Origin of the sequence: Nostoc sp. DedSLP03 (genome assembly GCF_034530815.1) — a bacterium.
Lineage (GTDB): Bacteria > Cyanobacteriota > Cyanobacteriia > Cyanobacteriales > Nostocaceae > Nostoc.
Window position 1 is genome coordinate 1 of record NZ_JAVRCK010000079.1, and the last position, 23,704, is coordinate 23,704.

The following is a 23,704-nucleotide window of genomic DNA, read 5'->3' on the forward strand; positions in this document are numbered from 1 at the left end:
GTGCAATTTATCTGGCTGCTTCTGTCATTTGGCTCAATTGATGACACGCCCTAGGTTAGCAGCCCGAAAATAAATCTGCGTTAGTTCTTCTAATCCTAGACTTTCTCGCCGTGCCAAAATTGCTGTTTCTTCAGCTTCGCAGTTCAATAAAGCAGCAATATCGCGCAAGCTACGCCGATAAAAGAATGTATGACGGGCGTGGTAGTTGATGATTTCTGGATCGTAGCCTTCAGTAAAGGCAGCCGCATAAGGAAACTGGGCAGCTACCTCTGGTTTTAAGATGTTGTGGGCGTGTTGGTCAATTAAGGGAATATCAGCCAGATTCATTTGTAGTAAGGAGTAGAGAGTGGGGTGCTAATATTTTTCTAATAATGTTTTCACTTCTGCGGTTAATTCCCAATCTTTCATTGCTTGCCACTCTGCTTGACGCACTGCTAAGAACGCTTTGGCTAACTGGGGATTTAAAGCTGTTAATAGGATATCGTCTTGCTGGAGGTGAGCGATCGCTTGCCCCAAATTATTTGGTAATAAGTCTATTTCCTTAGCACTGCGTTCTTCAATTGATAAATATCCGGGGTCTTGATTTACTGGGTTTGGTGGTGTGAGACTGCGCTGCACGCCATCAATTCCGGCTGCGATCGCTGCTCCTAGAGCTAAGTAAGGATTAGCTGAAGCATCTACAGTTTTCAATTCCAAGTGGCTGGGACAGCCCAAACCAGGGTCACTAGGGACTCTAACGGCTGCCTCCCGATTATCTAATCCCCAACAACAAAAAGCACCACTCCAACTATGAGGAAGAATGCGGTGGTAAGAATTAGTACTTGGGGTAGTTAGTGCCATCAGTGCCGGCAGATGGTGTAGAATACCAGCGATGAATTGTAATGCCACCTCAGAAAGACCATAGATACTCTGAGGATCGGGTAATAGGTTTTTCTCCTTATGCCAAAGGCTCAGATGGATATGACAACCACTACCAGCTGCATCGGGGAAGATTTTGGGTAAAAATGAAGCGATGAGATTGTGGCGGTGGGCGATCGCTCTGACAGTTTCTCGAAAAGCAATTTGCCAATCAGCTGCTTGTAAAGCATCGGTATAGCGCATAGAAATTTCCTGTTGACCTGGGCCTGATTCAGGATAATACTGTTCGACAGGTATACCTTGGGCAATAAGTGCATCAGCGATTTCATCAATTACTTCGCGATGGAGATCCATTGCCTGAGTTGAAGCAAAAACTGTGGAGTCAGCCGGAATGATGCCATCAGGTGTTTGCCGTAATAAATAAAACTCATTTTCAAAGGCTGCTCGTACTTCCCAACCAGTTGATTTAGCTGCCGCAATCATCCGCTTCAAAAAATTTCGCGGGCATAATCCCCAAGCAGCACCATCTAATATCATATTGCCCATGACACGGGCATGACCAGAACTATAAGGTAAAGGTTTGAGGCTAGACCAATCAGGGACTAAGCGAATTTCACCTACTGGCCCTAAATTTGTTTCTGGCACAACTGCATCATACATTACGGGAATTCCCTGCTGCCCTACAGAAATGCCTACTCCATGTTCAAAGTAGTGAGCTAACATTCCCAAATGCACAGCTTTGCCACGGATAATATTAGCATTATCGCACCAAAGAACTCGCACAAATTTAACATCAGCTTCTTCAAGATATTTTCGTATTTTTTTAAAGTTATTTTTTTCAGCCATTGTTAGTTATTTTTATCTTTACTCGATTATTTTCTCATGAAAGTTATGGCAGAGTGATATCAGATGCCGCGTCCATACATAGACCGTATCTTAACCAATTCCAAATAGTTAGATTTTTTTACTGATTTCATAAACAATGATTGTATATAAATAATTAAAACCTAAAAATTATATGATAAATGAATTACTGACGCAGTTGAAAAAACTTCGTCATCGTCTCAACCAGCACATCAAAAAATTATCTAATACTAGATATTTACAAAGAAATAAAACTTTCAACTTTTTACTCAGTCTGACTATTGGAGTTATTGTTACTACCCTTGGAATTACAACAGACTGGGCGACAACTGGAACACGCACGCTTACAAATAATACTATTGACAGCGAAAATCTGCGAGTACAAAACAATACTGAAATACCCACGCTTACACACAAAATATCGTCAACAAATAATACTATTGGCAGCGAAAATCTGCGGGTACAAAACAATACTGAAATACCAACGTTTACACACGAAATATCGCCAAGAAGTAATACTATTGGCAGTAAAAATCTGCGGGTACAAAACAATACTGAAACACCCGCGCTTAACTACAAAACATCGTGGATAGGTAATACTATTGGCAGTGGAAATCTGCGGGTACAAAACAATATTGAGGGCATGTATGTTGCTCCTGATGGCACAGTTTATACCAACAGCCATTGGGATGAGGCGGCAATGGAGGCAGGAATATATAAAGATGGTAAGGTTATTGCTGCTCTTGGGGATACTCACGGCTGGAGTCGTGGCGGTGGCAAAGCTGTAACCGCAAATAGTAAATATGTATACATTGCCATGACTCAAGGTTCGAGGGGCGATACAAAAGAAGATTATCCACCAGAAGGAACAACTTGGTATAGCGTTAGACGCTATGACTTATCAGGAAAACCTGCGCCGTTTCCGAATGGGCGTGGTTGGGATAAAAGTATGTTGATTACCAGTACTAAAAGTGAAGTTACTGGATTAGCAACTGTAGGAAGCGAGTTGTATGTGAGTGATTTTGCTGCTAACCGGATTCGTGTTTATGATACTGAGACGATGAAGGAACTCCGCAGCTTTACCGTTGTTAATCCGGGAGCAATAACTATCGATCCACAAAAAAATCTGTGGATTATTCAAAGCAAAAATGGTAGTAAGCCTGCAAAAATTTTACATTATTCCCAAAGTGGCAAGCAATTGCCCCAACAGATTGCAGATATCGTCGAACCAACTGCGATCGCTATTAATCATCAAGGTAAGCTGTTAGTAGCAGAAAATGGCCCGCGTCAGCAAATGTTGACTTATGACATCAAAGATAAACCGATGCTGGTGAGTAGTTTTGGTTCTAAAGGCGGTATCTATGCAGGAGTTCCTGGTGAAGTTCGAGATTTGAAACTTTACGGACTTACCGGAGTTGGTACAGATGCTTCCGGCAATATCTATATAAATAGTAATGGTTTCAACAAATCAGGAACAGATTTGCGGAAATTTTCGCCATCGGGAAAACTAATGTGGCGATCGCTGGGATTGATATTCGTCGATAATGCAGATGCCGATCCGAAAACTGATGGTATAGATTTATTCACCAAACAAGAACACTATCTGATCGATTACAGTAAGGCTGCTGGTAAGCAATGGACTTACAAAGCTTACACCTTAAATGCTTTCAAATATCCTCAAGATCCACGTCTGCATACATCGCCAGATGGAACGTTTGTTCGCCGCATCGAAGGGAAGCCGTTTTTGTTCCTCACAGATATGTATAACAGCTTTCTGCAAATATACCGTTTTAATTCCGCTACAGATGGTAAAGTCGCCATACCCGCCGGAATGTTTGTCGGTACTAATAGCGCAGATAAACCATTTATCACCGGAAATTGGCCACCGCATCAACCAGAAAAAGGGGAATGGATCTGGCGCGATCGCAACGGTAATGGCAAATTTGAAAAGAACGAATATGATCGCAGCAAAGATTATCCTTATCTCGGCGGTTGGTGGGTAGACAGCAAAGGAGATGTTTGGAAAGCTTTGCGAACAGAAGATGGCATTCGACATTATTCTTTACAGGGAATAGATTCTAAAGGCAACCCCATCTACAGCTATAGTTCGATGGAAAAGCAAACTACTCCCAAAATATTTAACGACTTGCGCCGGATCGAATATTTCCCTGAAACAGATAGTATGTATTTGTCAGGTTTTACGGTAGATCGCCCTGCATTTAGTGACGATGCTGGAGTTGCTGGATCTGAGATTGCCCGTTTTGACAATTGGAGTAAAGGAAATCGTACTCCTAAATGGCGGATTGTAATTCCCTACGACAGCACCGGTAAGCGTGAAGTGTCTACAGCAGCAATCAGTGTGACTGAAGACTATGTATTTGCCGTGACAGTCAAAACCGCAGAGGTATATGTCTATAATGCCAAGACGGGAGCGCAAGTACAACAGTTAAAACCAGGCCCAGAAGTTGGCGGCGAAAGTGGCTGGATTGATATACCCTACGGTATTCGCGCTTTTCGGCGTTCCAATGGTGAGCATCTGGTATTTGTAGAAGAAAATTGGAAAGGAAAAGTGATTATGTATCGGCTGGCGGGATGAGTATTTATGGTAATTACGACATAACACAGCTTTCAATACTACTCGGTTAAGAATTTTGAACTGGAATTTGGTTTGGGGAAAAGGGAAAAGGGGAAGGGGTAATACCGTTTCACGTTAAAATTGATACAGATGGCAGGCAGGGGAAGCAGGGGAAGCAAGAAAAGTGATTTGTATCAAAAATTTCGTGAAATGGTATAAAGCTATGAAATTTTTCTTTCCCCTTTAACCTTTAACCTTTCCCCAATCTAGTATTGCTATATATACAAAAATATGCAATTAAATGTATCGCAGATTTAGTGTGAATTGTTTTGTTATTTCCTATTTAGCCTGAACCCGTGCCTGCTTCACCATTGCAATCAAAGTTTGATGAGCATCTTCTGCATCTACTAAAACACGATCGAATTGAATGCGAACTGGTACAGTTTCCCCATTTACTTGCGCTGTTAAATCCATACCCTGTGCATCAATTAACAGCATTTCGGCTGCGATCGTATCTGTTAAGCCACCAAAAGCTTTAGCATAAATAACTACAGCATCAGCATGATCGTCATTCATGTGCTTGCAGATGCGCGAACTAATTTCAGCAGAAAAACCATTAGACATTGTGAACTTAAAAATGATGAATATGGCAAGAGCCTAAATTCTCGGCTAAGTAGTTTAAAATTAGCAGAAAACGCTAGTCTTACGCCATCGTTATTATAAGTTATATCTGAAAAACAATTGCTGTTGTATATATTTGATAACTTAAGTTTATTACTCGTACAACAATTAAATTAAAATAAGCATTATCCAGTATTTTTACCTTTCATTGCGGAAAGGAGACAGCGTAAACTGTAGCAGAAGTATTAGCCAAAACTATTGCAGCTAAGAGACAATGAGCGAAATTAGCCCCAGACGAATTGTAATTGGGGATGTGCATGGACACTATGAGGGTTTAATGACACTGTTGGAGGCGATCGCCCCCACGTCAGAAGATCGAGTCTATTTTCTGGGAGACTTAATCGATCGCGGCCCTCATAGCGCACAAGTAGTTAATTTTGTCAAACAAAATAACTATCCATGTTTGTTGGGAAATCATGAGCAGATGTTATTAAACATTCTGACCAATGAAAGGACTTCCTCCTCGACGATGCAGGCATGGCTGTTTGGCGGAGGGCAAGCTACCGTGGCCAGTTACCACGAGGCTCCCATTCCTGATGATCATCTGGATTGGTTTAAAGCTTTGCCTACATACCTTGACTTGGGGGATATTTGGTTAACTCATGCTGGTGTTGACCCTTCCAAGTCAGTGACAGAACAAACTGCCGATGAACTGTGCTGGATACGAGAGGAATTTCACAGTATTGAAAAACCCTACTTTCCAGATAAACAAATTATCATCGGTCACACCATTACCTTTACCCTGCCGGGTGTTTCTCCTGGTAAACTGGCCCAAGGAAAGGGATGGCTAGATATAGATACTGGCGCTTATCATCCCCGGAGTGGCTGGTTGACTGGACTAGATGTCACAAATCAGTTGGTTTATCAAGTTAATATCTTTAAAAACTATATCCGTACCCTGCCTTTAGAAGAGGTTGTAAATACAGTCGATCCAGCCAAAATTAAAGTCGCTCGCCGCAATCGGAATTGAGCAATGTTTGAAATCAGGGGGAGAAATCAATTCAAAATTCAAAATTCAAAACTTGTACTGAGCGTAGTCGAAGTATTCAAAATTCAAACATTTTAGAACTTCTGCCCCCTACTTGGTTGTTGAGTTTCGACTACGCTCAACTGCCGCGTAGCGATGCACTGAACCGGTCGTTGTGTCGAAACACTGCCTCCTCTTTCCCAGTTTCCTTAAGACTTCGCTAATGGTCGAATATTTGCTTTATAACTAGCATTATCCAAGCCAGATTTTCCATTACTAGGTTGAGAGTTAATTGCACGTCTGAGGGCTTCAATGCGATCGCTGGTTCCGGGGTGTGTACTCAAAAATGTTGGAGTGGAACCGCCCTTTTTCAGCAGCTTTTGCATAAAAGAGACCATTGCTGACTGGGCATAACCAGTACGTGTCAAAGTTCGTAGTCCTCTTTGATCGGCCTCAAATTCGTTTTTACGACTGCGTGGTAAGTCTCGCGCTAACTGTACACCAATTTGCACTGCGGTACTTCGATCTAAGCCAGCCGCCGTTAATAGACCACTTTCGAGGGCTTTTTGCTGCATCTGCTTGACTACGTGTTTCCCGCCAATATGACCAATTTCATGGGCGAGTACACTTGCTAGTTCCGCTTCATTGTCTGCGGTTTTCAGCAAACCCGTGTGGACATATACATAGCCGCCCAAGGTCGCAAAGGCGTTAATAGCGTCATCTTGAACTATCTGGAAAGTATAGGGTAGATCGGGGCGATCGCTATTCGCTGCTAAACGCCGACCAACTTGTTCTACATAACGATTCACTTCGGGATTGCGGTAAAGTCGGACTTGACTGCCGACCAATTCCTGATTAATCTGCTTACCAAGATCAACTTCTTGATTAGGGGATATATTAGAAAGCTGAAATGCCTGAACTCCTTGGAGTAAAAGAGGTAAGAAATCTAAAGTTCTTCCAGGCAAGGGTGTACTCAGGCACAGACTCAGGGCGACTACCACTGAAATTAGGGGATAAAACCAGCGACGCCGCCATACACGGTAATTTGCAGCAAAACCTTTCCAGTTGAACATAATACGCTTTGAAGATTATTTCGGAAGAACATAAAATGAGGGGACAAATTATGAGACGGATTTAAAGTATTCTAAGTTGCATTCTTAACTCAATATCAAAGGAGTTGTTATACGGATAATCTTGACTCAAATCTACCGAACTCCGAGAGGCTAGAAATTCTCTCTAGAGATAGCCCTAAACACTAGATTTTACTTTCTAGGCGCGTGAGGATTACAGCAGAATTCACAATTCAAGAGTCAAACACGCTTTATATATGGGTAATAGACGCGAGCTTGTGTACCTCACTTTCCTTAAAATCTGCTATAACAGGTAAAATTTTTAGGGTTAGCTGCCGGCTCCTCCGAAATTACGAACTCGTGATAAACTGTCGCATAACTGCAACCCTTGAATACTTTGAGTTATTACCAAATAGGGAAAATTACTGTTTCCATCGAAAACTTTCTGGCTACAATCCATTACTTCGCTATTACCTCGGAAAACTTTTTATGGCTATTTTAGATTCAAAAGGTCGCTTGTTTGGCAAAATCAATCTCCTAGATTTAGGTGCTTTACTGGTAATTTTGCTAGTTATCTTTGGCATCTTTATTTTTCCTGGCACTTCTGGTTCTGTTGCCCAAGTTGGCGCGAAAACAGTACCCATAGAAGTAGACTTAGTAGTTCGTGGTTTGAATGTACGTGACCCGGAAAAATTAATCGACAATGGTTTAAAAAAAGGTGGGAAAACCAATGTGATTATCCGCAATCAGCCTTACGGACAGATTGAAATTAAATCTATTCAACAGCTACCTAGAACAGTCAATGTTTCCCAACCGGATGGTACTGTTAAAGAACTGCCAGATCCAAAGAAAAACAATTATAGTGCAGATTTTCTTTTGACTTTAGATGGCAAAGCCCAAGTTACTGAAAGTGGGCCAGTTTTGGGTAACAGTAAAGTGAAAATTGGGATGCCATTTGAGTTAGAAGGCTTTAACTACAACTTCAATGCAACTGTCATTGATATCAGATTGAAAGATAAATAGAATTCAGGAGCGGAGCCGGAGACGCTCCGCCTCCGGTCAGAATTCATAATTCAGAATGATTTGATCCCAAGCTGAATCAGCTAAACAAATCAATCAATGATAGCAATTTTGGTTTTATAATCCAAGCTTACTTCTGAATTCTGGCTCCTGAATTCTGACTTCTTAAATTAATTAAGCAAAGGCAAAAATTTGCGAATTAACCCAATTGTCACTGCTGGCAATTCTAACTGTGGTGTCAATCCGACATCTTCCAACTGTTGAAAAAATCGGATCGCTAAGGGATTGATTTCAGCAAGGCGGCGACCAATTGATGGGCCTGTAAATTCTGATTTTTGTCCCCAAATAATTGCAGTGGGAGTGACTAATTGTTGAATATAAAGGGATAAATCAAAGCACAAATCGCCACGTACAAAGGACAGTGCTGCATACTCAGCATTAGGTTGTTGGGCAGATTGTAGATAAGCATCTACAATTTCTTCGTAAACTCGATTCGATTGAGCAAATTGCCGTTGTTCTAAAAAGCTGCGAATACCACCACTAGTAGCAATTCCAGTGCTGTAAAGTAAACGATCGACAATGGGAACGCTAACTAACTGGGCAAAAAAACTCCTAGAGTAGTCTTCGCCAAAGTCAGAAAGTCCGGCGGGGGTAGTAAGAATTAAAGACTTAAATAAATCTGGATGATTTGCTGCTACCCGAATTGTAAATGCTGCGGTCAAAGAAGAAGCGATCGCTGTTACTGGCCCAGTACAAGTCTGCTCGAAAAACTCCCGAATCGTAATCAAATAATCCTCAATTTTGTAACTCCGTGCTGGATGTTCAGACCTACCCCAACCGAGCAAATCTGGCGCAATGACCCGATATTCAGCCGCAAAAGCCGGATAAACTTTTGACCACTCATAAGCAGAAGATCCACCACCAAAGCCGTGCAAGAATACCAAAGTTTCGCGATCGTCTTTGGCAGTCACATTATCCTCCCAAGGCGCTCCAGCAGCAGTATAATATACCATTCTACCTAGTGAGGTATTTATAGAGCGTTGTTCAAATCCTAGTGGTTGAAGCATAAGTTTTTTTGTTGACTGTAGTGATTCGTTGGCACAAGTAAGACACGATACCTGAAGCGCAGGCACACGAAGAGAAGATTCGATAATTTCTCCGCCTCCCCTTTAGTCACCTAGATGTTTACCGCATTCAGTGCTGAGTAAATTAAAAAGCACTTAATATTTATGTACTTAGTAAGAACAACGTCCTTTGTAGGCAGTCTTCTAACTCAGCATTCTTCATGTGTCTAGTTCAAACTCCCCACTCATTGTTATTATCAGCGAACCAATCACTCTCAGACTTCTCGCTAGCGTCAGATTAAGTAGATATAAAATTACTGGATTACTTGTAAAGATTTGGTGCTTTTTTTCATAAAAATAAAGTAACGGAACGTTGAAATTACTGTTTTATAAGGGTTTTTCATGGTAGCGAGGATCGCTCCAGCGTGAATCCAGCATAAGTTTTTATGGTAGTCTATCAGAAAACTGATAAATAATTTTGAGCGTCAACACGTCAAAAATAGTTAAAACGCTTATTTTAATAAGCTGTTAATTCTACTTATATATGTAGAAACCACAGCTTTTGATGTATAACTAATCTGATTTTTATCTAAATAATAGTAAGGCAGGATGTCATGGTAAAGCAGGCTACTCTTCAATCAAATAAACTACCAACGATTGAAGACGCTAAATTTGCGCTTGACAACTTGAATATACAAAACGAAATTAAAGCTTCAGCTAGGCGGGGTGAGGTTGAACCAGCTCTTGATGCTACCAGACTTACTGCACCTACTTGTATTTGTTTAGACTTAGAAGACTTGAAGTGTTTTGAAGCGGTAGAGCGCCAATATGAACGTTGGGGAGTTATTTTTCACAATTGTCTAGCAATACAGCCATCAAATCCAGCATTTCCAACCTATTCAGGGCTAATAGTCTTAATGGGAGCGCCCAAAAGCGGATTTTTAGAAGCTACTTTCTTGCATCCAGTGAACTCGGTTAGCGCCTTTGTCACTAGTTCGCAACGGCTAGTGCTTTCCGCCTACGATCGCGATCGGCAACTACTTGCTCAAACTGCACTACCAGGCTCTAATCTTGCCAATTCCGACTCGGCAATTTCCCCCAATACCTTATTATCTATAAATGTGAATAACATTTACAGCGTTACCTTTTGTACTTTTGATGGGCAATTCACCCTTGATAACTTTCGTTTTTGTCTTTAATTAAGACTTACGTACAAGATACCCTTGCTCTGAGCGATTGAAAATGGTATGTTAATTGGCGCTGTGCTGTATTAGTCTACTATCTGTCTATAAAATCGGGCATTTTATGGTTTGAACCTTCATTCTTTCTTCATCCATAGTAAAACTTATACAATAGGTAATTTCATAATCAAGTAGGTAAACACTGTGGGACAGGCTTCGTCTTCTTGGCAGCAATCGATCAACCAAATCCTCAACTGGAACTGGTCGCTTCCAAAATTCAAGACAAAGAAAGCCATAAAGCAGCAAACATTTAAACGTTTCTCTGGCCCTGGGGGCTTTCTTGGGTTCCTGACAATGATCGTTGCCATGTTGTTATGGAACTGGAAACTGCTACTGGCTCTTTTTATCGGCATTGGAGTAATGGTATTGGTTTACTCAATGCAGGAATGGGACTGGCAATTGCGCTGGTCTAAAATACGTAAATTCTTAAATAGTTCAAATCGTCGGTTAGTTTTAGCAGTCATCAGTGGTGGTATTGCTACTGTCAGCACTTACATAGCAGCGGCAATATGGGTCGACTCTCACAGTCACTGGATTGCTGTTGGTGCGATCGCGCAAGGTGTGGGAACCCTGTTAACTTTAATTTTATTGGTATGGCAAATTGTCAACTTCTCTGAAAATCGAGAAGAAGACCACCTCGATCGCTTGTTGATGAATTTAACAGAAAAAGATCCATTGAAGCGGTTGATTGCTCTAGGTCAACTAAGTAAATTCATCAGCCGTAAGCAAGTTGACTCTTCAGTGCAGCAAGATATTGTGCAATGCTTGCAACTCCTACTCAGTCGAGAGGAAGAAGTTGTAGTGCGAGAGGCAGCTTTTAAGAGTTTACAAGCCTGCGATCGCCTACAAGTGCTACCCCTCAAAACAGCAGTACCTTTCGTACCCGTATCATCAAAAGTCAAACACCACGTTTATTAGTTATTTGTCATTTGTCCTTTGTCCTTTGTCCTTTGCAAATGACCAATGACTAATGACCAATGACCAATGACCAATGACTAATGACCAATGACTAATGACCAATGACTAATGACCAATGACTATTTTCGAGACAACGTTCCATTACGAACTTGCACTACCGGATGATTGCACCGCCGTACCAATTGTTCATCGTGGGTGGTGACAATTACCGTAGCCCCAAAGGAATTTAACTTCTGGAGAATCTGGATTACTTGCCAGGAATTATCTGGATCGAGATTTCCAGTAGGTTCATCGGCCAACAGTAGGGGTGGTGTACCAACGATCGCACGGGCAATACTCACCCGCTGTTGCTCTCCTCCAGACAGTTGATCTGGAAAGCAGTCAGCTTTACTCAGCAAACCTACCAGCTTTAAGGTTGGTTCTAAACGTCGTTGAATTTCTTTACGGGTATACCCTTGGGCTTGCAATACAAAAGTGACATTTTCTGCTACCGTTCGTTGGTTAATCAGTTTGTAGTCTTGAAACACAATACCAATTCGTCGCCGCAATAATGACAAGCGATCGCCTCGCAAATCCGCTACATTACATTCATCAACAATTACTTCTCCCTGTGTAGGAAATTCCTGGCCATACAGCAGTTTCAAGAGCGTTGATTTACCAGAACCACTTGGCCCCGTGATAAACAGAAATTCTCCCTTTTTTACCTCAAGGTTTGCATTCAATAAGGCGTGAGTACCGTTAGCATAAGTCTTGGTTACAGATTGCAATTGTACCTTTGTAGTAGTATTGCTACCGTGTTGTTGAGTTTCACTGTCTTCTCCACGAACGGAAAAGTCTTTCTTAACTTGAGTTGTTAATACTGGCATTGTTAAACTTTCCTCATACCCACAACTAAACAGTTTGCCTGCTTAGATGTAACATTCTCCCCAAAATAAGGATTCCCAGGTTTCGCCTGGGAATTTAAATTTCAACAAAGAAAATTTAAAAATTTTTTCAAGACTTTAATACTAACTAAGTAATAACGCCCAGAATTCAGAACTCAGCACTCAGCACTCAGAACTTAGAACTCAGAATTTAGAACTCAGCACTCAGCACTCAGCACTCTTAACTAATTGCACCTCTTGCTGTCAAACGATAAACAAACGCTTTCACAGCAAACGCTGGCAAAGCCAACATCCGCCGCCAGCGCCAAGGTTCTTGATAAAGGCGATACAACCATTCCAAATTATTATTTCCTAACCAGGCGGGAGCGCGAGTTTTAGTTCCCGACCAAATATCAAAACTACCACCAACGCCAATCCAAATTGCTTGGGGACACAAATGGCGGTTTTCGGCAATCCATAACTCTTGACGCGGCACTCCCAAACCAACAAAAATCACTTGTGGCTGCAATTGAGCCAGAGTTTGTCGCAATTGTGCTTCTTCTTCTGGAGAATGGTAGCCTGAGTGAGTGCCGACTATATTCAAATCTGGAATTTGCTGCTGCCAAAAATCTGCCGCATTTGCCGCCACTCCAGGCGCTCCTCCATAGAAAAATATCTTTGTCCCTGTCTTTTGTTGTCCAAGTGCTTGCAAAAGTTTTTCTGCTAATTCAATTCCTGGAAACCGCTGCACTTTTTGCCATAACAGCCATCGTAAATACAGAACAACCCCAGCTCCATCTGGAATCACCAGTTCAGCATTTTTAATCACCTGAGCTAATAATTGATTTCGCTCTGCCTGCATAGTCATTTCTGCATTGAGCGTTACGACATGAGTTCCTCTGCCTGTGTGCAGGCATTCTAACAACCAGCCTGGATAGTCAGCCATCACATGAACTGGTATTCCCAACACTGAAAATGCTTGATTGCCGTTAGACATAGCCTATTCTTAAGTAATACTCACACCAGATTTTGCATGAATGTTAAGTTTATCAAATTTTTTTATATTAGAACTTAGGCAAAAGAGATTCCCCTTTGCCCTGCAACGAGAGTAAGCATAATTAAAAGACATAAGAGTGAAGGAAGAATGTATATACGCAGCCCTGCTACGTATATATAAGGGTTTTAGATAACACATAATTAATTTCACTCTTTTGTCTATTAATCTTGGGCGCTTGTACTTGGGCTGAACCAGTCCAACTTTTATTGTTAAAGTGTAATATTCACTCAGTATAAAACGCTCAACTCGCAACTCTGGTTCCGGGAATAGAAGCCTACACTATACTGCTTGCAGCTAGTGTGGGAGTATGTCACGAAACTCGACTTTATGGTTATAGTGTAACGGGCTGAAGTTGGCTATGAGTAAAATTCGTATCGCTCTGATTGAAGATCATGACCTAACTCGTGTGGGTATTCGTACAGCACTACAGCAAAAGGATGAAATTGAAGTTGTAGGTGAAGCTGCTAATGCTGCTGATGGTCTAAAAATGTTAAAAATGCTACAACCAGATATTGCCATTGTCGATATTGGTTTACCAGATAAAGATGGCATTGAGTTAACACGGGAGGTAAAATCTACTACTAATGACCAGCAGCTATTTACAAAAGTGTTAATTTTGACGCTGCGGGATAACAAAGAAGCGGTGTTGGCAGCTTTTGCCGCTGGTGCAGACTCTTACTGTATGAAAGATATCAAATTTGATAATTTGCTGGAAGCAGTACGAGTAACTTACAATGGCAACGCTTGGATCGATCCAGCGATCGCTCGGATTGTATTACAACAAGCGCAACAAAATCCTCAAAAGTTGGAATCGGCTTTGGTCGATTCCAAGACTATTGTTCCTAACCCAGATTCTTTTGAGAATCTGGAAGAAATTCAACCTTACACCCTGACAGAAAGGGAATTGGAAGTGTTACAGTTGATTGTCGAAGGTTGTAGTAATGCAGTAATTGCGGAAAGACTTTACATCACAGTTGGCACTGTTAAAACTCACGTTCGCAATATTTTGAATAAGCTATGTGCCGATGACCGTACCCAAGCAGCAGTCCGCGCCTTGCGTTCTGGGTTAGTTGGATAAATTTAATTTTGGTGTGGATCGATTGAGGATAATCAAGGGAAACTCACAACGCCTGAAAAGTTATATTTTCAAAGTGAATGGCTTCTCTGGTTTTCTCTTATTTATTAGGTGGGATAAACATCACGTTATCTCGCCATTCAAATATATAAAAGCAAAAGTCAAATATGGGTGAGATTGGTACGGACAAACCTAAGCTCATGGTGGTAGATGATGAGCCAGATAACCTAGATTTACTCTACCGCACTTTTAGGCGAGATTTTCAAGTATATAAAGCCAATCATGCTTTTGGTGCTCTGGAAATCTTGGATCAATTTGGCGAAATGGCGGTAATTATTTCTGACCAAAGAATGCCAGAAATGAATGGGACTGAATTTTTTAGTCGCACCGTAGAGCGCTTTCCAGACACGATTCGGATTTTATTAACTGGTTTTACTGATGTCGAAGATTTGGTAGATGCGATTAACTCCGGTCAGGTATTCAAGTACATTACCAAACCCTGGAATCCAGAACGGCTCAGAAGCTTAGTCGAGCAAGCTAGTGATACATATCGCCTAGTTAAGAAGCGCACCCAAGAGTTGCGTCGGGCCCTACGGCGAGAATCTTTGTTTAATGCGGTAACAACAGCGATTCGGGAATCTTTAGACTACGATAGTATGCTGCAAAAAATTGTCGCAACTATTGGAGAAACATTTAAAGCTACCAGTTGCTTGCTCAAACCAGTAGAAGGCGATCGCCTCACACAAGACGAGTTTTTCTACCGCGATCCGAAATCTGATGTATTAGATTCCTCCTTTGACTCCAGTGTTTTAACAGAAAAGGTGCTGGAAACGCGTCATTATCAACTTGCTCAAGATATATATGACGGTAATCCTGGTCATCACCTAGTTGTGCCACTTAGCTACCATCAGCATCTGTTGGCTGTGCTAACCCTCCACCAATGGGGACGCGATCGCCCTTGGGAAGACGAAGACATCCAACTAATTGCAGGTGTTGCCGAACAAGCAGCCTTAGCTCTTTCCCAAGCAAAATTCTACCAACGCCTCCAAGAAAAGCAACAGCAGATTCACACTGAGTTAGAGGTGGCTCGCCAAATTCAATACAATCTGCTACGCCAAAGTTTACCTGACATTAAAGGTGTGAAGGTACAAGCTTGTTGCTATCCGGCGCGTGAAGTAGGAGGCGATTTTTTTGAAGTTTTTGTCCATCCCAAAGGAGATTTATGGTTGGCAGTGGGTGATGTTTCCGGCAAGGGCGTTCCAGCAGCTTTATTTATGGCTAGTATTATTTCAGTTTTGCGCCGAGAATTATCTCAAGAGACACCAGCAGAGCCGAATGTGGTCATGCAGAACCTCAACCACGCTCTTAGTGAAGATTTAATTAGCAACAATTATTTTGTCACTCTTGTGTTAGCTTGTTATACCCCTAGCACTAAGGAACTGGTCTACACTAATGCCGGTCATATTTATCCAATATTATGGTCGCGTTGCTCGACTTTAGCTGAAAATCCCAATTACCTGAAAGTTCGCAGCGTTCCTTTGGGGATTTTGCCTAAATGGCAGGCACAGTCTGGTCGCTTGATTCTAGCTACCGGAGACACATTGTTATTAGCCAGCGATGGAATTACAGAAGCAATGGTCTCAAGTAATCATGATTCAACAGGAAAAACTGAGGCTGGGGTTGAGTCAGTGAACCGTTCGATGCTGAATCAAGATGGTCTTTGGCAACTCTTACAACAAGAGCAACAACCACTTTCTCTAAACCATTTACTAGCTCGCATCCAGGCAGATAATCACGTTCAAGAAGACGATCAAACTATACTTTCACTGGAGATTTTGTAAGTCATGAAAAGTGAGCTTCATGTACCAAGCGACTTGAATTTTCTTAATATTGTTGAAAACTGGTTGTTGGGATGTTTGAAAATTCAGCTAGGGGAATCTGTGGATTGGTCGCGGCAATCAAGTCGTTTGAGACTGGCTTTAGTAGAAGCCTACTCTAATGCAGTCCGTCATGCCCACAAAGAGCAACCAAATTTACCCATATTGCTGCGTTTAGAAGTGAAAGACCGGGATTTTGCCTTAGAAATTTGGGACTACGGCGAAGGCTTTGATATGTCTAACTACTACGCTCCAAACCCGATGGAAAAGCAAGAAGGTGGTTATGGTTGGCTGATTATGAATCGTCTCATGGATAAAGTAGATTACAAGTTGCAGGTTAATGGTGCCAACTGTCTGAAGTTAGAAGCTACTTTACCTGAATTAGTCCCATAGACAAAAGTTATACCAATTCAAAATTCATGCATTAAGAAAGCCAGACAGAACAAAGGTATGTTCCTATGTATCTGTCGCATTCTTTTTTCAAATTGGTAAGCTGTTAGGCAAAAAAAATTGCACATTAACTAGTGGATGTTGTTCTTTGTCATTTGTCCTTTGTCCTTAGAACACAAATGACTAATGACTAATGACGGTCTATACGGAGTTTGTGCAATATATAGGCGCATTAGCTGATTACTATTTTTCAAGTCATACATTTATGAGGAAGAATTCAGAATTCGGAACTCAAGAGTCAAAATAAAGCCATGAATCCTGTGTAACTGGGTGATAAATATTGGTTGAAAACTTTGCCCTTTGTAGTTATTTGCTATTTACTTTTCACGACGTAAATTAAGTAACTCTTGGGGGGAAGCCAAAAGCTTGATTCTAGTATAAGAAATTTGCCGTTGTTGGTTGAGAATAAATAACCACAAGACATTGACACTACACCACGAAGTTTGTGCTTTGCCTGTTACCTGGACTTGGATATCTCCATTTTCTAAAGTCTCGGCTATTCCTGTGTTCGGGTAAGCTTTGATGTTTTGACCTTCTTGTTTTAAGTAGGCTGCGATCGCATCTGTCCCGACAATATCAGATTCAAATGGCGGACGCATCACACCATCTATCGCAAATAAAACAGCAGTTGCCTCAAATTCTCCTGCATTTAAGGTTTCAAAATAACGCAGTACGCTTGATTCTGTAATTCCCTCAATCTGGAATTCTTCTTTAAACTGCGCTGGCGATATAAATTCAGCAGAGGTCATAAAATTACCTGTATTATGCTATCTGAATATTAATTTCAATACAAAAATAAGTAAAAAAAAAGCTGCTGTTGAGATAGATTGCTACATATTAATAAATCTTCCTGACGATGGAAGTCTTGAGCTGCTACGCAACTTAAGACAGGTTATATATTAGACTTCTTGGCATTTGTCGGGAAAGGGGAAGGTGGGGTCCCAAGAAGGGGATAAGGGGCAGGGGGAAAGGGTAAAGATTTTGTATTGTCCCCTTCCCCAATAAAAATGAGTCCCTTTTCCCAACTCTTACAAAAAACACTTTTGCAAGAGATCTATTGATGAGTAAGTAACAAATCTTAATTAAATGTATTGGTTACATAATATATAATTAAAGCGCCTTTATTTGGGCAAAATCCAGATAAAAAAATGAATCAGTATTCTGTAACGAGCAGCAGTCTGGTGAAAGAAAAAGCCAGCGAGTTGGGCTTTCACAAAGTTGGAATTACTGCTGTAGATCGGGTAAATGCCACAGAAGCGCAGAGGTTGAAAGCATGGATTGAACTGGGTTATCACGCTGATATGAAATGGATGGCTAATCCAAAGCGTCAGGATATCCGCTTAGTGATGCCAGAGGTGCGATCGCTAGTGTGTGTAGCGCTGAATTACTACACACCACATCAACGTCCTGAAAGTGAGGAATACGCCAAAATTTCCCGTTATGGTTGGGGAAGGGATTATCACAAGGTGATGCATAGAAAACTCAAGCAGCTATCTCTATGGCTAAAATCACTCGATCCAGGCGTATTAGCTCTTTATTATGCAGATACTGGCCCGGTGCAAGATAAAGTGTTGGCTCAACTTGCCGGAATTGGTTGGATTGCCAAGAATGGTAATGTGATTACACCAGAATATGGCTCTTGGGTATTTTTGGGAGAAGTGTTGACCAATTTAGAATTAGAAAGCGATCGCCCACACACAGAACACTGCGGTACCTGTAATCGTTGTCTTCAGGCTTGTCCTACAGGTGCAATTACTCAGCCTTTTGTTGTCGATGCTAATCGCTGCATTGCTTATCATACCATTGAAAATCGCGATAAGGAATTGCCAGAGGCGATCGCACCTCATTTGCAAGGCTGGGTTGCTGGTTGCGATATTTGCCAAGATGTTTGTCCTTGGAATCAACGTTTTGCCCAAACAACTGATATTGAAGAGTTTCAGCCGAATCCAGTGAATATTGCTCCCCAGCTGCTAGAATTAGCCCAAATCTCAGATCGGGAGTGGGATAAACGATTTCCAGCATCTGCCTTGCGGCGGATTAAGCCAGAAATGTTACGACGCAACGCCCTAGCTAATCTTGACGCATCCAAGCAGAAGAATGACCCAGAAAGTAATTATTTTTGATTTTGATGGCACAATTGCTGATACAGTAGATGCCCTTGTAAGTATTGCTAATCGTTTAGCTATAGACTTTGGTTATAAACAAATAAGCCCAGAACAATTAGCCTTTCTCAAAAACTTAACATCTAGGGAAATTATTAAGTACTCAGGAGTTTCTTTATTTAAGATCCCTTTTCTAGTTAAACAAGTTAAAGGGGAATTAAAAAACAAAATACCAGAATTAAAGCCCATTCTGGGTATTAAGGAAGCATTAACAGAACTCCAAAATCAAGGATATAAACTGGGTATTATCACTTCTAATTCTAAAGAAAATGTTACGCAATTCCTCACAATCAATGATTTAAATCACTTATTTGATTTTATTTACTCAGGAATTACAATTTTTGGCAAGACAACTATTATAAATAATGTCTTGAGGCAAAAGCAACTCAAACCTCAAGAGGTTATTTATGTTGGAGATGAAACCAGAGATATAGAAGCATCAAAAAAAGCAAATATCCAAGTGATTGCAGTCACTTGGGGCTTTAACTCACCGGAAGTACTAGCCAAGCAAAATCCAGATTATTTAATTCAGCAACCTAGCGAACTACTAGAAGTGATGAACAGTCGTTAATTAATAAATAGTCAAATAGTCAAAAGCGGATGATCAATCGATCCAAACACTAGAGTGGGCAATGTCTACCAATACTGAGAACTTCAATTTTCATATTGGTGACATTGCCCATCTGACAAAATAGCAAAGTATTAGGAAAATTAATTTTTCCGTTCGCCCTTTTCCAAAGCTTCTTCTACTAAATCATCACTAACATCGGTTACAACCTCAGTCTGAGAATCCCCAACTTCTTTTGCTGACTCTATAAAATCATCAGGATTGCCAGTAGACTGTGTTTGAGTTGTTGTGTTTTGTGGCTGAGAGGTTTTCTGTTCAGGTGCAGTAGCTGCTTCGGCTGCTGCTGCACCTTTACCTGTGCGATCGACTTCACTCACGCTGAATTTTTGTGCAGCTGCATAATCACTATCAAAATCCACCGTTGGCGTTTCTTCTTCACCACTAGCTATGTTATCGGCAGCTAATTGTGCATCCTGGGTGGAAGCTTCATTTAAATTGGGCTTCACTTCTTCATCAGGCATAATTAAAACCTTAGGTAAATTTTTTATTGCTAGAGCGATTGTAGCCAAGTAATGTGCTGCTTTCTTGCTTCCTGGGGGAGACTTTTACCTCTATTAAAAGGTAGATTAAAGCTAAAATTTCAAATTAATTTAACTATTTCTATGGGTAGTAGAATCTGGTCTTTAAACTCTGGTACCACTTAGTTTGGCTTGTTACATTTTCTGGGAAACAAATTTATGACTGCAAGTTACGATAAAAATATTTCTCAAGCTCAGAGCAATGAAACTCAAAAATTAGTGGATGCGTTTAACGCCTTAGATACCGATGCCAAATTAGCCTGGTTCTATTTTGTTTATAAAAAAATGGGTGATTCCATTACGCCAGCTGCCCCTGCTGCGGCTGAACCAGAGTTAGCACCACTTCTACTAGGAGATTATTTTAAATTATCCGACGATGAGCAACTAGAAATTATGCGGGATATTGTTAACCGCAAAGACACAGAATATTCTCGTGCTTATGGGGCGATAAAAGAAAATAACCAGTTGCTAGTTTGGTATGCTTGGGCGGTAGCTATGGGAGATAAAGTGGTTGGAATACCAGCTAGCTACCAGCCAAGTAAGGCAGTTAACGATCTGCTTTCCCAAATTGAAAAACTAGATTTTGAAGAGCAAATGTCAGTGTTTCGGACAATAGCTGGTGAAGTGGGTTACACCGATGTTAAGCCAATCGCAACGCAAGCAGAAACTGGGAAAACGTCAAGTTTGTAATCAGCTTTGGCGATTAGAAGTCACTGCAACACAAACTAAAGTCCGCCTCTGCGGACTTTTAGAACTTACGAGACAGCTAACTGACTCAAGTCGGCTGGGGTGAGGTTGGAGTGTACTACTTGACCATCACGGAACCAAACGATGCGCTGAGTTTGACGCGCGACTTCTGGTTCATGTGTCACCATCACAACTGTGATTCCACTGGCATTGAGTTCGCCAAAAATATCTAAGACTTCCTGGGTTGTGCGCGAATCGAGTGCGCCTGTGGGTTCATCGGCGAGCAGTACTACGGGACGATTAACGATCGCCCGCGCGATCGCTACTCTTTGTTGTTGTCCGCCAGATAGTTGAGTGGGTTTGTTGTTGAGGCGATTTGCTAAACCTACTCGCGTCAAGGCTTCAATGGCGCGATCGCTTCTTTCTTTCGGATTCACACTAGCATAAACCATTGGTAGCATCACATTTTCTAATGCTGTGAGTTGGGGTAATAAATGGAATTGTTGGAAAACAAAACCCAGCTTTTTATTACGGATATGTGCCAGAGATTTATCATCCATTTGCGCCACATCAATATTATCTAAGTAATAATGTCCGCCTGTGGGTCGGTCTAGACAGCCGATAATATTCATCGCTGTGGATTTACCTGAACCAGATGGCCCCATAATTGAACAATATTCGCCCTCGTGGATAGTCAAATTCACATCGTTAAGTGCTTTGACTTCAGTTTCACCACTGCCATATATTTTAAAGATATTTTCCAAACGAATAATTGTTGATTTAGGCACGGGATTAGGAACTAGAGAATCAGTAATTGAAATAGTGTTTGCCATAAGGATTTAGTTATTAGTTGGTAGAGATGCAATTATAGCGATCGCTCAATTAGACTATAAAAAGCGGAGAAATTCTTCCTAACTCTTACTGTGATAGTTTTGCGCTATACCTTTTTATTGAAGATCGTTGTCTTATTCTTCTTGCACGATGTTGGCAGCTATAGACATCACTAGTTCAGGCATCAAAGACGAGGATCGTCTACAGGTGGGTGCCACCCTCCTTGTATCCATAACTGCCTAGATTCTTGAATAAATCCTTGGTTGTGAAATTCATCATTGATATCTAGTCGATGACAAGTTGCTCGACCTGTAGCACTTTTGCCAATTATTTTTAATCCATCGCCTGTCCAAATGAAGTGATCTATCCACTGTTGCTGACGAGGATTGAATAGGGCTACTTGTTGCTGAGTTTCAGGATCAACGCCAGTTGTGAAGTTGTAACGACGCTCATTACAGCGGCGACAAGCTAGAGCTAAGTTGTCATCTGTATCTGAGCCATCTAATGATTGTGGAATGAGATGATCGATTGTGAAGCGATCTGAACTTGAGCGTTCTGGAGAGTGACAATATTCACACAGATATTTAGCTCTTTCGCGCACAAATTGCCGAGTACCATCTTTAACACCCACGACTGGCAATCAATTTAGCGTTAACAAAACTTAGGATGCGCTCTAGTTCAGCAATTCCAGCATATTCTGCTTCTTCTTCAGGAGTCAGCAATCCAGATTTTCGTTTTTCAAGTAATTCTTCTAGACGAGTATGTAACTCATCTGTAAACTTAGCAAGGTTAACATTATCAACTTTCTCAATGGTGATGCCTGAGCGGAGCCATGATGAGGGTTCAATCATCAATACTGGGGTAATGACTTGAGGAGTCATAGTGCTTTAGCCTAAGTCTGTGATGCTATAGTCATTGTAGTGTGCCCTGTGAATTGGCTGCCAAAAGACTAAGGAATCATTGGCACCTTAATTACTTTACGCGCCTTCATATCAGAAAACACCTGTTCTAAATCTTTTAATGGTCGCTGTTCGCTAATAAGTAACTCAAAGGGAATTTTGCGACTAGCTATGAGTGCAAGGGCCGATCGCACATACTCTGGTGTATTATGAAACACGCTTTTGATGGTAAGTTCGCTATAGTGTAGCTGTTCTGTATTCACAGTAATGCTGGTATCCCGTGGACATCCACCGAATAAGTTGACTGTTGCACCAGGACGGGCGCAGGCGATCGCAGTTTCCCAAACACTTGGGACACCAGTAGCTTCAATTACTACATCTGCGCCCCACCCTTGGGTCAGTTCTTTCACCACACTGGGAATCTCTGGAATTTGATGATAATTAAAGGTCTGGGTTGCACCCAATTTCTGACCAATTTCTAGCCTGTGGTTATTACCTCCCCACAGCAAAACCTCAGTTGTCTCACTCAACGCCGCCACAAACATCAGCCCGATTGCCCCATCTCCCAACACGACTACTTTATCTTTGGGCTTAATATTAGAACGCGCTACACCATGCAACACACAAGCCAAAGGTTCCGTCATGGCTGCCAATTCCCACGGCAACTCATCGGGAATCTGCAACATATTATGTTCTACTATCGGTGCAGGAATTTTCAAGTATTGGGCAAAAGTCCCATTATTCCAGGTCAAATTTGGACATAAGGAATATTCTTGACGTTGACAAAAAAAGCACTTCATGCATGGAGCGGAATTATTAGCGACGATGCGATCGCCTACTTGCCAATTTGTCACTCCTGCACCCAAGGCAATAATCTGCCCAGCCGCTTCGTGACCAAACAGGGTTGGCGGGATCAGCATCCTGGCATGACCGCCACGCCGCCAGACTTTCAAATCTGTACCGCAAGTTGTTGCTGTCCCCACTTGCATCACAACTTCGCCAGCCGCCGGAGTGGGGTCAGAAACTTCCTCTAGGCGTAAATCTTCTTGACCATAAAGTAACGCTGCTAACAAAACTTTAAACCTATTAATTAGCTCCATCCGATTTTACCAGTTGAGGCTTATTGATAGGTTTAAACTAAATCAGTATTGATTTTTAGTAGGTTTTATATATTCAAAAACTAGCTATTCACAGCTGGCTGGGGAAGCACACCGGTATTCCGAGTTTCCACATTAGGCAGGCGAGTAGCAGTTAATAGTGGTACTTCTTGTCGGCACGATAGGCAAAACCAATAGAGTTCACCATGACGGGCATGACGCAGGAGGGAACCACCGCAGCATGGGCAAGTGTTAGCTCTCGTACTCATACCAATGTCCTCCTTAAAAAATTGTTGTTTTAA

25 protein-coding genes are annotated in these 23,704 nt (G+C 41.5%); 11 read left to right on the forward strand and 14 right to left on the reverse strand.

Features of this window, described 5'->3' with window-relative positions; genetic code table 11:
- Nucleotides 1-33: 33 nt before the first annotated feature.
- The gene (locus RM368_RS28795) at nucleotides 34-327 is read right to left on the reverse strand and encodes a hypothetical protein (RefSeq protein ID WP_322697227.1); all 294 of its coding nucleotides are present in this window, start codon (nucleotides 325-327) and stop codon (nucleotides 34-36) included.
- Nucleotides 328-354: 27 nt separating this feature from the next.
- Complete coding sequence (locus tag RM368_RS28800; RefSeq protein ID WP_322697228.1) at nucleotides 355-1,704, reverse strand: glutamine synthetase family protein; 1,350 nt, start codon at nucleotides 1,702-1,704, stop codon at nucleotides 355-357.
- 172 nt (nucleotides 1,705-1,876) lie between these two features.
- Here RM368_RS28800 and RM368_RS28805 point away from each other — a divergent pair, with 172 nt between their 5' ends.
- Entirely contained in the window at nucleotides 1,877-4,318 is a 2,442-nt protein-coding gene (locus RM368_RS28805) for a hypothetical protein (RefSeq protein WP_322697229.1), read from the forward strand.
- Between the two features lie 318 nt (nucleotides 4,319-4,636).
- Here the strand turns inward: RM368_RS28805 and RM368_RS28810 are convergent, their stop codons facing one another.
- Nucleotides 4,637-4,921 (reverse strand): DUF2470 domain-containing protein, encoded by a 285-nt coding sequence (locus tag RM368_RS28810; RefSeq protein WP_322697230.1) that lies wholly within the window; start codon nucleotides 4,919-4,921, stop codon nucleotides 4,637-4,639.
- 271 nt (nucleotides 4,922-5,192) lie between these two features.
- On the opposite strand from RM368_RS28810, the gene RM368_RS28815 reads away from it, so the two are divergent.
- Nucleotides 5,193-5,948 carry a metallophosphoesterase family protein gene (locus RM368_RS28815; RefSeq protein WP_322697231.1) on the forward strand — a complete coding sequence of 252 codons (756 nt, stop codon included), beginning with the start codon at nucleotides 5,193-5,195 and terminating at the stop codon, nucleotides 5,946-5,948.
- Between the two features lie 206 nt (nucleotides 5,949-6,154).
- Here the strand turns inward: RM368_RS28815 and RM368_RS28820 are convergent, their stop codons facing one another.
- The gene (locus RM368_RS28820) at nucleotides 6,155-7,018 is read right to left on the reverse strand and encodes a M48 family metallopeptidase (protein ID WP_322697232.1); all 864 of its coding nucleotides are present in this window, start codon (nucleotides 7,016-7,018) and stop codon (nucleotides 6,155-6,157) included.
- A gap of 486 nt (nucleotides 7,019-7,504) precedes the next feature.
- On the opposite strand from RM368_RS28820, the gene RM368_RS28825 reads away from it, so the two are divergent.
- On the forward strand, nucleotides 7,505-8,038 hold the full coding sequence (locus RM368_RS28825; protein ID WP_322697233.1) for a DUF4330 domain-containing protein: 534 nt from the start codon (nucleotides 7,505-7,507) through the stop codon (nucleotides 8,036-8,038).
- A gap of 167 nt (nucleotides 8,039-8,205) precedes the next feature.
- On the opposite strand, the gene RM368_RS28830 is transcribed toward RM368_RS28825, so the two are convergent.
- Nucleotides 8,206-9,102, reverse strand: a complete 897-nt coding sequence (locus RM368_RS28830) for an alpha/beta hydrolase (RefSeq protein ID WP_322697234.1) — start codon at nucleotides 9,100-9,102, stop codon at nucleotides 8,206-8,208.
- Nucleotides 9,103-9,713: 611 nt separating this feature from the next.
- Between RM368_RS28830 and RM368_RS28835 the strand changes: the two genes are divergently transcribed.
- Both RM368_RS28835 and RM368_RS28840 read left to right on the forward strand, forming a co-directional pair.
- Nucleotides 9,714-10,298, forward strand: coding sequence for a hypothetical protein (locus RM368_RS28835; RefSeq protein WP_322697235.1), 585 nt, complete (start codon nucleotides 9,714-9,716; stop codon nucleotides 10,296-10,298).
- Between the two features lie 186 nt (nucleotides 10,299-10,484).
- Nucleotides 10,485-11,258, forward strand: coding sequence for an armadillo-type fold-containing protein (locus RM368_RS28840; RefSeq protein WP_322697236.1), 774 nt, complete (start codon nucleotides 10,485-10,487; stop codon nucleotides 11,256-11,258).
- A 119-nt stretch (nucleotides 11,259-11,377) separates the two neighbouring features.
- Here RM368_RS28840 and ftsE read toward each other — a convergent pair whose 3' ends face one another.
- A complete protein-coding gene (ftsE, locus tag RM368_RS28845; protein ID WP_322697237.1) occupies nucleotides 11,378-12,124 on the reverse strand; it encodes a cell division ATP-binding protein FtsE in 747 nt (248 codons plus the stop codon).
- A gap of 238 nt (nucleotides 12,125-12,362) precedes the next feature.
- A complete protein-coding gene (locus RM368_RS28850) occupies nucleotides 12,363-13,118 on the reverse strand; it encodes a WecB/TagA/CpsF family glycosyltransferase (RefSeq protein WP_322697238.1) in 756 nt (251 codons plus the stop codon).
- A 418-nt stretch (nucleotides 13,119-13,536) separates the two neighbouring features.
- Here RM368_RS28850 and RM368_RS28855 point away from each other — a divergent pair, with 418 nt between their 5' ends.
- The 3 genes from RM368_RS28855 (at nucleotide 13,537) to RM368_RS28865 (ending at nucleotide 16,523) form a co-directional block, all read left to right on the forward strand.
- Nucleotides 13,537-14,256 (forward strand): response regulator transcription factor, encoded by a 720-nt coding sequence (locus RM368_RS28855; protein ID WP_322697239.1) that lies wholly within the window; start codon nucleotides 13,537-13,539, stop codon nucleotides 14,254-14,256.
- Between the two features lie 164 nt (nucleotides 14,257-14,420).
- Nucleotides 14,421-16,094 (forward strand): SpoIIE family protein phosphatase, encoded by a 1,674-nt coding sequence (locus RM368_RS28860; protein WP_322697240.1) that lies wholly within the window; start codon nucleotides 14,421-14,423, stop codon nucleotides 16,092-16,094.
- A gap of 3 nt (nucleotides 16,095-16,097) precedes the next feature.
- Complete coding sequence (locus RM368_RS28865) at nucleotides 16,098-16,523, forward strand: anti-sigma regulatory factor (protein ID WP_322697241.1); 426 nt, start codon at nucleotides 16,098-16,100, stop codon at nucleotides 16,521-16,523.
- Nucleotides 16,524-16,897: 374 nt separating this feature from the next.
- Here the strand turns inward: RM368_RS28865 and RM368_RS28870 are convergent, their stop codons facing one another.
- Nucleotides 16,898-17,329, reverse strand: coding sequence for a ketosteroid isomerase family protein (locus tag RM368_RS28870; protein WP_322697242.1), 432 nt, complete (start codon nucleotides 17,327-17,329; stop codon nucleotides 16,898-16,900).
- Between the two features lie 399 nt (nucleotides 17,330-17,728).
- On the opposite strand from RM368_RS28870, the gene queG reads away from it, so the two are divergent.
- Nucleotides 17,729-18,703, forward strand: coding sequence for a tRNA epoxyqueuosine(34) reductase QueG (queG, locus tag RM368_RS28875; protein ID WP_322697243.1), 975 nt, complete (start codon nucleotides 17,729-17,731; stop codon nucleotides 18,701-18,703).
- Nucleotides 18,678-19,313 (forward strand): HAD-IA family hydrolase, encoded by a 636-nt coding sequence (locus RM368_RS28880; RefSeq protein WP_322697244.1) that lies wholly within the window; start codon nucleotides 18,678-18,680, stop codon nucleotides 19,311-19,313. Before queG ends, RM368_RS28880 begins: the two co-directional genes overlap by 26 nt.
- 140 nt (nucleotides 19,314-19,453) lie before the next feature.
- On the opposite strand, the gene RM368_RS28885 is transcribed toward RM368_RS28880, so the two are convergent.
- Nucleotides 19,454-19,831 carry a hypothetical protein gene (locus tag RM368_RS28885; RefSeq protein ID WP_322697245.1) on the reverse strand — a complete coding sequence of 126 codons (378 nt, stop codon included), beginning with the start codon at nucleotides 19,829-19,831 and terminating at the stop codon, nucleotides 19,454-19,456.
- A 216-nt stretch (nucleotides 19,832-20,047) separates the two neighbouring features.
- On the opposite strand from RM368_RS28885, the gene RM368_RS28890 reads away from it, so the two are divergent.
- A complete protein-coding gene (locus tag RM368_RS28890; protein WP_322697246.1) occupies nucleotides 20,048-20,578 on the forward strand; it encodes an orange carotenoid protein N-terminal domain-containing protein in 531 nt (176 codons plus the stop codon).
- Nucleotides 20,579-20,643: 65 nt separating this feature from the next.
- On the opposite strand, the gene RM368_RS28895 is transcribed toward RM368_RS28890, so the two are convergent.
- The 5 genes from RM368_RS28895 to RM368_RS28915 form a co-directional block, all read right to left on the reverse strand.
- On the reverse strand, nucleotides 20,644-21,408 hold the full coding sequence (locus RM368_RS28895) for an ABC transporter ATP-binding protein (protein WP_322697247.1): 765 nt from the start codon (nucleotides 21,406-21,408) through the stop codon (nucleotides 20,644-20,646).
- A 182-nt stretch (nucleotides 21,409-21,590) separates the two neighbouring features.
- A complete protein-coding gene (locus RM368_RS28900) occupies nucleotides 21,591-22,037 on the reverse strand; it encodes an HNH endonuclease signature motif containing protein (protein WP_322697248.1) in 447 nt (148 codons plus the stop codon).
- Nucleotides 22,027-22,287 (reverse strand): hypothetical protein, encoded by a 261-nt coding sequence (locus RM368_RS28905; protein WP_322697249.1) that lies wholly within the window; start codon nucleotides 22,285-22,287, stop codon nucleotides 22,027-22,029. Before RM368_RS28905 ends, RM368_RS28900 begins: the two co-directional genes overlap by 11 nt.
- A gap of 68 nt (nucleotides 22,288-22,355) precedes the next feature.
- Nucleotides 22,356-23,378 carry a zinc-dependent alcohol dehydrogenase gene (locus tag RM368_RS28910; RefSeq protein WP_322697266.1) on the reverse strand — a complete coding sequence of 341 codons (1,023 nt, stop codon included), beginning with the start codon at nucleotides 23,376-23,378 and terminating at the stop codon, nucleotides 22,356-22,358.
- Between the two features lie 107 nt (nucleotides 23,379-23,485).
- On the reverse strand, nucleotides 23,486-23,671 hold the full coding sequence (locus tag RM368_RS28915) for a hypothetical protein (protein ID WP_194043989.1): 186 nt from the start codon (nucleotides 23,669-23,671) through the stop codon (nucleotides 23,486-23,488).
- Between the last annotated feature and the right edge of the window lie 33 nt (nucleotides 23,672-23,704).

Bases quoted from the DNA above. Each gene is read 5' to 3' on its own strand.
- RM368_RS28795 (WP_322697227.1), bottom strand. From the start codon at position 327: ATGAATCTGGCTGATATTCCCTTAATTGACCAACACGCCCACAACATC.
- RM368_RS28800 (WP_322697228.1), bottom strand. From the start codon at position 1,704: ATGGCTGAAAAAAATAACTTTAAAAAAATACGAAAATATCTTGAAGAA.
- RM368_RS28805 (WP_322697229.1), top strand. From the start codon at position 1,877: ATGATAAATGAATTACTGACGCAGTTGAAAAAACTTCGTCATCGTCTC.
- RM368_RS28810 (WP_322697230.1), bottom strand. From the start codon at position 4,921: ATGTCTAATGGTTTTTCTGCTGAAATTAGTTCGCGCATCTGCAAGCAC.
- RM368_RS28815 (WP_322697231.1), top strand. From the start codon at position 5,193: ATGAGCGAAATTAGCCCCAGACGAATTGTAATTGGGGATGTGCATGGA.
- RM368_RS28820 (WP_322697232.1), bottom strand. From the start codon at position 7,018: ATGTTCAACTGGAAAGGTTTTGCTGCAAATTACCGTGTATGGCGGCGT.
- RM368_RS28825 (WP_322697233.1), top strand. From the start codon at position 7,505: ATGGCTATTTTAGATTCAAAAGGTCGCTTGTTTGGCAAAATCAATCTC.
- RM368_RS28830 (WP_322697234.1), bottom strand. From the start codon at position 9,102: ATGCTTCAACCACTAGGATTTGAACAACGCTCTATAAATACCTCACTA.
- RM368_RS28835 (WP_322697235.1), top strand. From the start codon at position 9,714: ATGGTAAAGCAGGCTACTCTTCAATCAAATAAACTACCAACGATTGAA.
- ftsE (WP_322697237.1), bottom strand. From the start codon at position 12,124: ATGCCAGTATTAACAACTCAAGTTAAGAAAGACTTTTCCGTTCGTGGA.
- RM368_RS28850 (WP_322697238.1), bottom strand. From the start codon at position 13,118: ATGTCTAACGGCAATCAAGCATTTTCAGTGTTGGGAATACCAGTTCAT.
- RM368_RS28855 (WP_322697239.1), top strand. From the start codon at position 13,537: ATGAGTAAAATTCGTATCGCTCTGATTGAAGATCATGACCTAACTCGT.
- RM368_RS28860 (WP_322697240.1), top strand. From the start codon at position 14,421: ATGGGTGAGATTGGTACGGACAAACCTAAGCTCATGGTGGTAGATGAT.
- RM368_RS28865 (WP_322697241.1), top strand. From the start codon at position 16,098: ATGAAAAGTGAGCTTCATGTACCAAGCGACTTGAATTTTCTTAATATT.
- RM368_RS28870 (WP_322697242.1), bottom strand. From the start codon at position 17,329: ATGACCTCTGCTGAATTTATATCGCCAGCGCAGTTTAAAGAAGAATTC.
- queG (WP_322697243.1), top strand. From the start codon at position 17,729: ATGAATCAGTATTCTGTAACGAGCAGCAGTCTGGTGAAAGAAAAAGCC.
- RM368_RS28880 (WP_322697244.1), top strand. From the start codon at position 18,678: ATGACCCAGAAAGTAATTATTTTTGATTTTGATGGCACAATTGCTGAT.
- RM368_RS28885 (WP_322697245.1), bottom strand. From the start codon at position 19,831: ATGCCTGATGAAGAAGTGAAGCCCAATTTAAATGAAGCTTCCACCCAG.
- RM368_RS28890 (WP_322697246.1), top strand. From the start codon at position 20,048: ATGACTGCAAGTTACGATAAAAATATTTCTCAAGCTCAGAGCAATGAA.
- RM368_RS28895 (WP_322697247.1), bottom strand. From the start codon at position 21,408: ATGGCAAACACTATTTCAATTACTGATTCTCTAGTTCCTAATCCCGTG.
- RM368_RS28905 (WP_322697249.1), bottom strand. From the start codon at position 22,287: ATGACTCCTCAAGTCATTACCCCAGTATTGATGATTGAACCCTCATCA.
- RM368_RS28915 (WP_194043989.1), bottom strand. From the start codon at position 23,671: ATGAGTACGAGAGCTAACACTTGCCCATGCTGCGGTGGTTCCCTCCTG.